Below are 6,658 nucleotides of genomic sequence, written 5' to 3'. Positions count from 1 at the left end.
TCAGGGACCGCAGCAGTTCCAGCTGCAAGAAAGTCCGGATGTACGGGTGCAATCTTACCTCCAGCTCATCAATGAATGTATGCTTGGCAAACCGGGGGCGTCCATGTACGGCCAAAAGCGGTCTTTCCGACGCGCCGGATATTTCTGATTGTTCCCCATGATTGACAGAGAAGCTTCGATCCCATGAGTGCACTTGTTGGCCTGCAAAACTGGTACGCGTCGCAATGCGACGGCGACTGGGAGCATTCATTTGGCATCCAAATTGAGACGCTCGACAATCCAGGTTGGTGGCTTGAGATCGACCTGAGTGATACAGACGCCTTGCGCCACGAATTTGATCCCGTGCAACGAGGCGATGCACTTCAAGACGCTCGATGGATCGACTGCAGAGTCGAGAAAGGGAAATTCATAGCCACTGGCGGCGCGCATTGTCTAGAAGAAATGGCAATGGTCTTCCTTACGTGGGTTGCCGACCAATGCTGAATTGTTCACCTATCGCATGAACGATAAAGTCCGCTTCAGATCGGAGCCAGCCGGTAGCCGCTGTCCGATATCGGCCAGAAGCAGACAGTCGGACTTACAGCTCACAATCGAGAATCTATTTCATGAGACCGAACTTCCACGATGTAGCAGGACTATGGGACTGCGATGGTTCGCTGCGGGACATCTACGTTCAGAATACGGAAGCTGTGCACTGGGATCGCTTCGACCGACTACTCAGCCAATACGAATTCACATACACCTTCGACGGGATGCCGCTACCGTTTCCCGGATCTCGAGGCGCCTTGGCCAATCGCGAAGGCTCGCATTTGCTCTCGATCCCATTGGATGGCACAGTTATAAACTGCCATTTTTTCATCGCCCAGCAGTTAGAACTCGACATCTCCGCGAAGGACGTCGCGGGGCCGTTGGAACATGAGCGAATATTGGCATTCGTCGAAAACCTCGCTGAGGCCCTAGAACTACCTGCGGATATCACCCCGGAAAACTGGGAAGAAAGCCCGTTCTTAACGTATTCGCCAGCGACCAAATCGTGGCTTATGCACGAGGATCCGCCGTAGGGTCAACGCCCGCTTTGGGTCGAAACCGGCCAGTCAGCAATAGACTAGCTTCGCCCAGCATGCGCAACAACGGCACCTGCGACGCACGCTGGCCACCCGCGCCCTTGCGCCAGGATGGCAGCCGTGCCCGCAGACAGCGCCATCACGGCCCCGCCACTTCTGCCCGCAGCTTACACCTTCACCAACCGCTCAAACTCGCCACTGGTGATAAGCGTTTGCAACTCCGCCGCGCCGCCCACCAGCGTGCCCTTCACGAACACCATGGGGTAGGTGGGCCAGCCGGTCCACATTTTCAGCGCCCCGCGCGGGCGCCACTGGCTGAAATAGCTGCCGTATTCGAGGTAGTGGTACGGCGCGCCGATGGCGTCGAGGGCCCGCCTGGCTTTTCTTGGATAGGGATTTTGCGCCATGCCGACAATCACCACGGCATGGGTGGCGATCGCCTGGCGTACCTCGCCCACCACGGCGGACTCATAGGTGTCGATGGTGGCGCGGGCCAGCGGGTGGATGTGCTCGTCGTCGAGAATGGCGCGGGTCATGGGGTTTCCTGGTCTAGGGTATAGGCATCGTAAAAATGGGGAATGGTCCGAAAACCATTCCCCACTATAAGCAAATTTGCTGGAACGGGAACGCCGTGGCGTCCCCCTTCACTTTACTCGGGCTTCTTCGAGTACGACTTCTTGGCGCCTTTAAAACCGGGCTTTTCCGAGAAGCGGCGCTCTCCCGCTTTTTTCGGCGCCGCGTCCGATTTGCCCATCGGGGTTTCGCCGTCACGCGTGATGTTCAACTGCTGGCCGGCCACCCACACTTTTTTCAGGTGTTCCATGATATCGGGCGGCATGTCCGACGGCAGATCGAGGGTACTGAAATCGTCGTAGATTTCAATGCGGCCGATGAACTTCGACTCGATGCCCGCTTCGTTGGCGATGGCGCCGACGATATTGCCCGGCTTGACGCCGTGCGAATGGCCCACTTCGATGCGGAAGGTGCCCATGCCGTCTTCGGCGGGACGCTGCACGCGCTCCTTCTTGAAAGCGGGCGCGTCGCCACGGTCGCCGCGGTCAGCACGGTCGAACTTGGCGGGCGCCGAACTCGACACAGGACGGGCCGGACGCTCTTCCCAGGTTGCCGCTTTTGGCGCGCGATCGATTTTTTCCAGCAGCAAGGGCACGTCGCCGCGCGCCAGTTTGGCCAGCGCGGCGGCGATGTCGACCGCCGGCACGTTGAGCTCGCGCTCGTATTCTTCGATCAGGCTGCGGAACACATCGAGGCCGCCCTTTTCCAGCGTGGCCGTGATTTCTTCCTTGAATTTCGCAATCCGCACGTCGTTGATCGTCTTGACGGTTGGCAGCGTCAACGGCGCCACCGGCTGGCGGGTGGCGCGTTCGATCGCCTTCAACAGGCCCTGCTCGCGCGGGGTGATGAACAGGATCGCTTCGCCGCTGCGGCCGGCGCGGCCGGTGCGGCCGATACGGTGGGTGTAGCTTTCCGGATCCGACGGCACGTCGTAGTTGACCACGTGGCTGATGCGCTCGACGTCGAGGCCGCGGGCGGCCACGTCGGTGGCGACGAGGATGTCAATTTTGCCATCCTTCAATTGCTGGATGGTGCGCTCGCGCTGGGCCTGCTGCATGTCGCCGTTGATGGCGGTGGCGGCAAAGCCGCGCGCGTTGAGCTTGCCGGCCAGCTCTTCCGTGCCCAGCTTGGTGCGGGCGAAGATGATCATGCCGTCGAAGGGCTCGGCTTCCAGGATGCGGGTGAGCGCATCGAGTTTCTGCATGCCGCTGACCATCCAGTAACGCTGGCGGATATTGTCGGCGGTGCCCGTCTTGGCGGCCACCGTCACTTCGGACGGATCGCGCAGGTAAGTCTTGGCGATGCGCTTGATGGCCGACGGCATGGTGGCCGAGAACAGCGCGGTCTGGCGCGTGGCCGGGGTTTTTTGCAGGATCTGTTCGACATCGTCGATAAAGCCCATGCGCAGCATTTCATCGGCTTCGTCGAGCACCAGGGTTTTCAGCTTCGACAGGTCGAGCGAGCCCTTCTCGAGGTGGTCGATGACGCGGCCCGGGGTGCCGACGACGACGTGGACGCCGCGGCGCAAGGCCGACAGCTGGGGACCGTAGCTCTGGCCGCCGTAGATCGGCAGCACGTGGAAATCCTTGATGTGCGCGGCGTAGGTCTGGAACGCCTCGGCGACCTGGATGGCCAGCTCGCGGGTGGGGGCCAGCACCAGCGCCTGCGGCGTCTGCTGCTTGATGTCGATGCGCGACAGGATCGGCAGGGCGAAGGCGGCGGTTTTACCCGTGCCGGTCTGGGCCTGTCCCAGGACGTCGCGATTGTCCAGCAGCAGCGGAATGGTGGCGGCCTGGATGGGCGACGGCGTTTCGTAGCCAATCTCCTTGATGACCTTCAGCAGTGCAGGCGAGAGATTGAGTTCGGAAAACAGCGGGAGAGGGGTATCAGACATGGAATTGCTCACTTGAAATTAATTGCGCTAAAACGACAGTTTACTCTGTTGACGAAGGTCACGTCGGTATTTCACCTTTTCGCGCGCTATGAATGTAAAAAACCCCGCCGCGGATGCGACGGGGTTTTCGGCGAATACTACGAACTGATTAGAATTTGTAATTGGCGCCGACCAGCATGGTGCGACCGTATTTCTGGTACTCGAGCTGCTTGGCGCGGTCGCCGTTGTAGGTCTCGTAGGCGGCGTTGGTCAGATTATTGACCTGTGCCACGATGCCCACACCTTTGAGCGAACCGGTCTGGAACGTGTAGCCGATCTGGAAGTCGACCGTGTTCTCGCCGACCACGTAACGCAAGCTGCGGTCGTTCGAGAAGTTGCCGATTTCACCGACGAAGTCGGAACGACGACGCTGGCTGATGCGGGTTTCAAAGCCCTTTTTCTCGTAGTACAAGGTCAGGTTGCTGGTGTTTTTCGACAGGCCTGGCAACGGGATGTTGGTACCGATATTGCTGCTCGGATCTTCGATCTTGATGTCGCTGTCGCTGTAGCTGTAGCTGGCCTGGATGCCGAAGCCGTCGAGCATCGGCGAGACCAGGTTGAATGGCATCGAACCGGACACTTCGGCACCTTTCAGGGTACCGCCCTTGCCGTTGAACGGCGCCGTGTAGTTACCAAACGCGGTCTTGGCGATGGTGCCCGGAATGTACTTCGAGAAATCGTAGTTCAGGGTCTGGGTGTAGATGTAGCTGGTCAGCTTTTTATGGTAAGCGGCCACGGCCACGTACGCCTTCTTGCCGAAATACTTTTCATACGAAATGTCGAAAGCATTCGCGCGCCATGGGTCGAGCTGGGCATTGCCGCCGCTGCCACCCGGTTTGAAGTCGTTGGTGCCGACGCCAAATTCCAGCGCCGAACGCAGCTGATCGACGCGCGGACGGGCGATCTGGCGGGCGGCGGCAATGCGGATGGTCTGTTCGTTCGGCAGGCCGAATGCCAGGTTCATGCTAGGCAGCACGTCGGTGTAGTCCTTGCCATCGTTGATGGGCTTGATCTGCTGGCCCGCTGGCTGGCTGCCGTCGTACAGATTGGCGCGCGAGGCCTGCTCGGTGCGCTGGACCTGCACACCGATATTGCCGCGCAGGCTGATCGTCTCGGACAGCTCGGTGTCGATATTGCCCTTGAGGTAGCCGGTGGTGATTTTTTCGTTCACTTCCCACGCCTTGGCAACCAGGTAACCGGCGTCTTCCGTCGGATTGAAGGTCATGTACTTGGCGACCACGCCCGGCACGTTCCACGATGGCACCATGCCGCTGCCGGCGAAGCCCAGGTCGACCAGGCCATATTGCAGATCGCTGGAGATGGTGGTTGGATTGCCCTTGAGCAGGATGTTCGCTTCCGGCTGGCGCTTCGTCTTGGTGCGGTCCGAATAGTTCATGCCGACATCGACGCTGGCGATGGCAAACCGGTCGATCGGGAAATTACCGGACAGGCGGAAGCTCTTGAGCTCGTCTTCCACGTGCGGCACCTTGCCGTAGCCCGAACCATAAATGGTGTCGCGCACGTACAGGGTCGAGGCATCGCCGTAGTTACGCAGGCCGCCCAGGGACGGGAAGGAACCCTGGGTAAATTGCAGGCGCAGATTGTCCAGGAACGGCGTCGGCACGCTCGAGCCGTTGCTGATCTGGGTGTTGTTTTCCAGGCTCAGCTCGTCGCGGGTGGCTTTCGAATACGACAGGTCGCCGGCAAAGGTCATGCCATTGGTCTTGTAGGTGGTGTTCCAGCCAGCAGCCTTGATGTCGTCCTTGCGGTTGTTGTACATGCCGCGCACGAGCGGATAGACATTGTTCGCAGTGCCGCCGGTCAAGACGCCATTGGCGGTGGTGACGGGGCTGAACTGCAGGCCCGGATTGAAGCCGCCGTTGTAGCCGCTCAGGTTCACCTCGAACTGGTTGGCGGTTTCTTCGCGCTTGAATTTCGAGGCGTACAGGTCCAGCACGCTGTTCCATTGCTGATTCGGCCGGAACTGCAGCACGGCCATGACGCCGTCGCGCTCGTTGGTGCCGCTGCGGGCCAGCGACTTGATGCCGTCGGTGATCGAGGTGCCAGCAGGCACGCCAGGGCGGCTGTCGGTTTTCCACGGCTCGTACACGCCCGTTTCATGGTCCAGCACGGGCGACTCGAGGTGGGCGTAGCCCAGCGCGAGGCCGATGGTGCGGTTGGCGAACTGGTCGATGTAGCTGGCGCTGAAGCGGTTGCCGGTGGCTTTCGCATTGGCGATCTTGCCCAGCGAGTTGCGCTCGCCGCGGGCATTCAAGGCCACGGTGCGCGAACCGAACGACAGCGGACGCACGGTCTGCATGTCGATGGTGCCCGACAGGCCCTGGCCCACCAGGCCGGCGTCCGGAGTTTTATAGATGGTCACGCCGCTGAGCAGCTCGGACGGGTACTGGTCGAATTCGACGCTGCGGTTGTCACCGGTGCTGACCTGTTCGCGGCCGTTGAGCAAGGTGGTGGCGAAGTCGGGCGACAGGCCGCGCACGGAGATGACCTGGGCACGGCCGGCGACGCGCTGGGCGGCCAGGCCGGGCAGGCGGGCGATCGACTCGGCGATCGACGAATCGGGCAGCTTGCCGATGTCTTCGGCCGAGATGGCTTCGACGATCGAGGTTGCATCCTTCTTGACGGAGATGGCGTCCTCGATGCCGCGGCGGATGCCCGACACGGTGACGGTGGCCATGCTCGCCTCGGCGGTGGGCGCGGCGGCGGTTTGGGCCTGGGCCGACATGGCCGTGACGAGCACCGTGCAAGCGGCTGCTACCGGGCTCAACTTAAAGAAAAGGCCGGTGCGGGACGTGCCCGACCGCTTGCTAGCGAAGATGTTCATGTGTCCCCTGATTATCATAAGTAAGTACCTGTTTCCCGCGAACCGAGCCCTGAAACCCAACTACACGGGAGCCTGAAGCAAACGTTCTTGGACGTTGTCGAAAGAATTTTGTATTAAAACTAGATTCGCCGTCAACGCGCGTTCTGCGTTCCCCATTGAATATGCGGAAATCTGCGACAGAGTGACGAAATTACCACATTTCTCGTTGTATTTAGGCTACAAACTGGTGCGCGAATCCTTGTA

The 6,658-nt window shown here is 60.4% G+C and carries 5 protein-coding genes; 2 read left to right on the top strand and 3 right to left on the bottom strand.

The window, feature by feature from the left end; all coding sequences use genetic code 11:
* Nucleotides 1-183 precede the first annotated feature (183 nt).
* Together ACP7EY_RS09970 and ACP7EY_RS09965 are read left to right on the top strand one after the other, a co-directional pair.
* The gene (locus tag ACP7EY_RS09970) at nt 184-483 is read left to right on the top strand and encodes an immunity 53 family protein (RefSeq protein WP_426192982.1); all 300 of its coding nucleotides are present in this window, start codon (nt 184-186) and stop codon (nt 481-483) included.
* Between the two features lie 122 nt (nt 484-605).
* Nucleotides 606-1,061 (top strand): hypothetical protein, encoded by a 456-nt coding sequence (locus ACP7EY_RS09965; RefSeq protein ID WP_426192980.1) that lies wholly within the window; start codon nt 606-608, stop codon nt 1,059-1,061.
* A gap of 170 nt (nt 1,062-1,231) precedes the next feature.
* On the opposite strand, the gene ACP7EY_RS09960 is transcribed toward ACP7EY_RS09965, so the two are convergent.
* The 3 genes from ACP7EY_RS09960 to ACP7EY_RS09950 all read right to left on the bottom strand — a co-directional run bounded on the left by ACP7EY_RS09960 (nt 1,232) and on the right by ACP7EY_RS09950 (nt 6,316).
* Entirely contained in the window at nt 1,232-1,600 is a 369-nt protein-coding gene (locus ACP7EY_RS09960; RefSeq protein ID WP_426192978.1) for a glutaredoxin domain-containing protein, read from the bottom strand.
* A 113-nt stretch (nt 1,601-1,713) separates the two neighbouring features.
* Nucleotides 1,714-3,531, bottom strand: coding sequence for a DEAD/DEAH box helicase (locus ACP7EY_RS09955; protein ID WP_426192975.1), 1,818 nt, complete (start codon nt 3,529-3,531; stop codon nt 1,714-1,716).
* Nucleotides 3,532-3,679: 148 nt separating this feature from the next.
* The gene (locus ACP7EY_RS09950; protein ID WP_426192973.1) at nt 3,680-6,316 is read right to left on the bottom strand and encodes a TonB-dependent receptor; all 2,637 of its coding nucleotides are present in this window, start codon (nt 6,314-6,316) and stop codon (nt 3,680-3,682) included.
* Nucleotides 6,317-6,658 lie beyond the last annotated feature (342 nt).

The organism is Massilia sp. DWR3-1-1 (assembly GCF_049898325.1).
Taxonomy (GTDB): domain Bacteria; phylum Pseudomonadota; class Gammaproteobacteria; order Burkholderiales; family Burkholderiaceae_D; genus JAFCUW01.
Note: the sequence above shows the minus strand (reverse complement) of the source record. Positions and strands in the feature narration are given on the sequence as shown.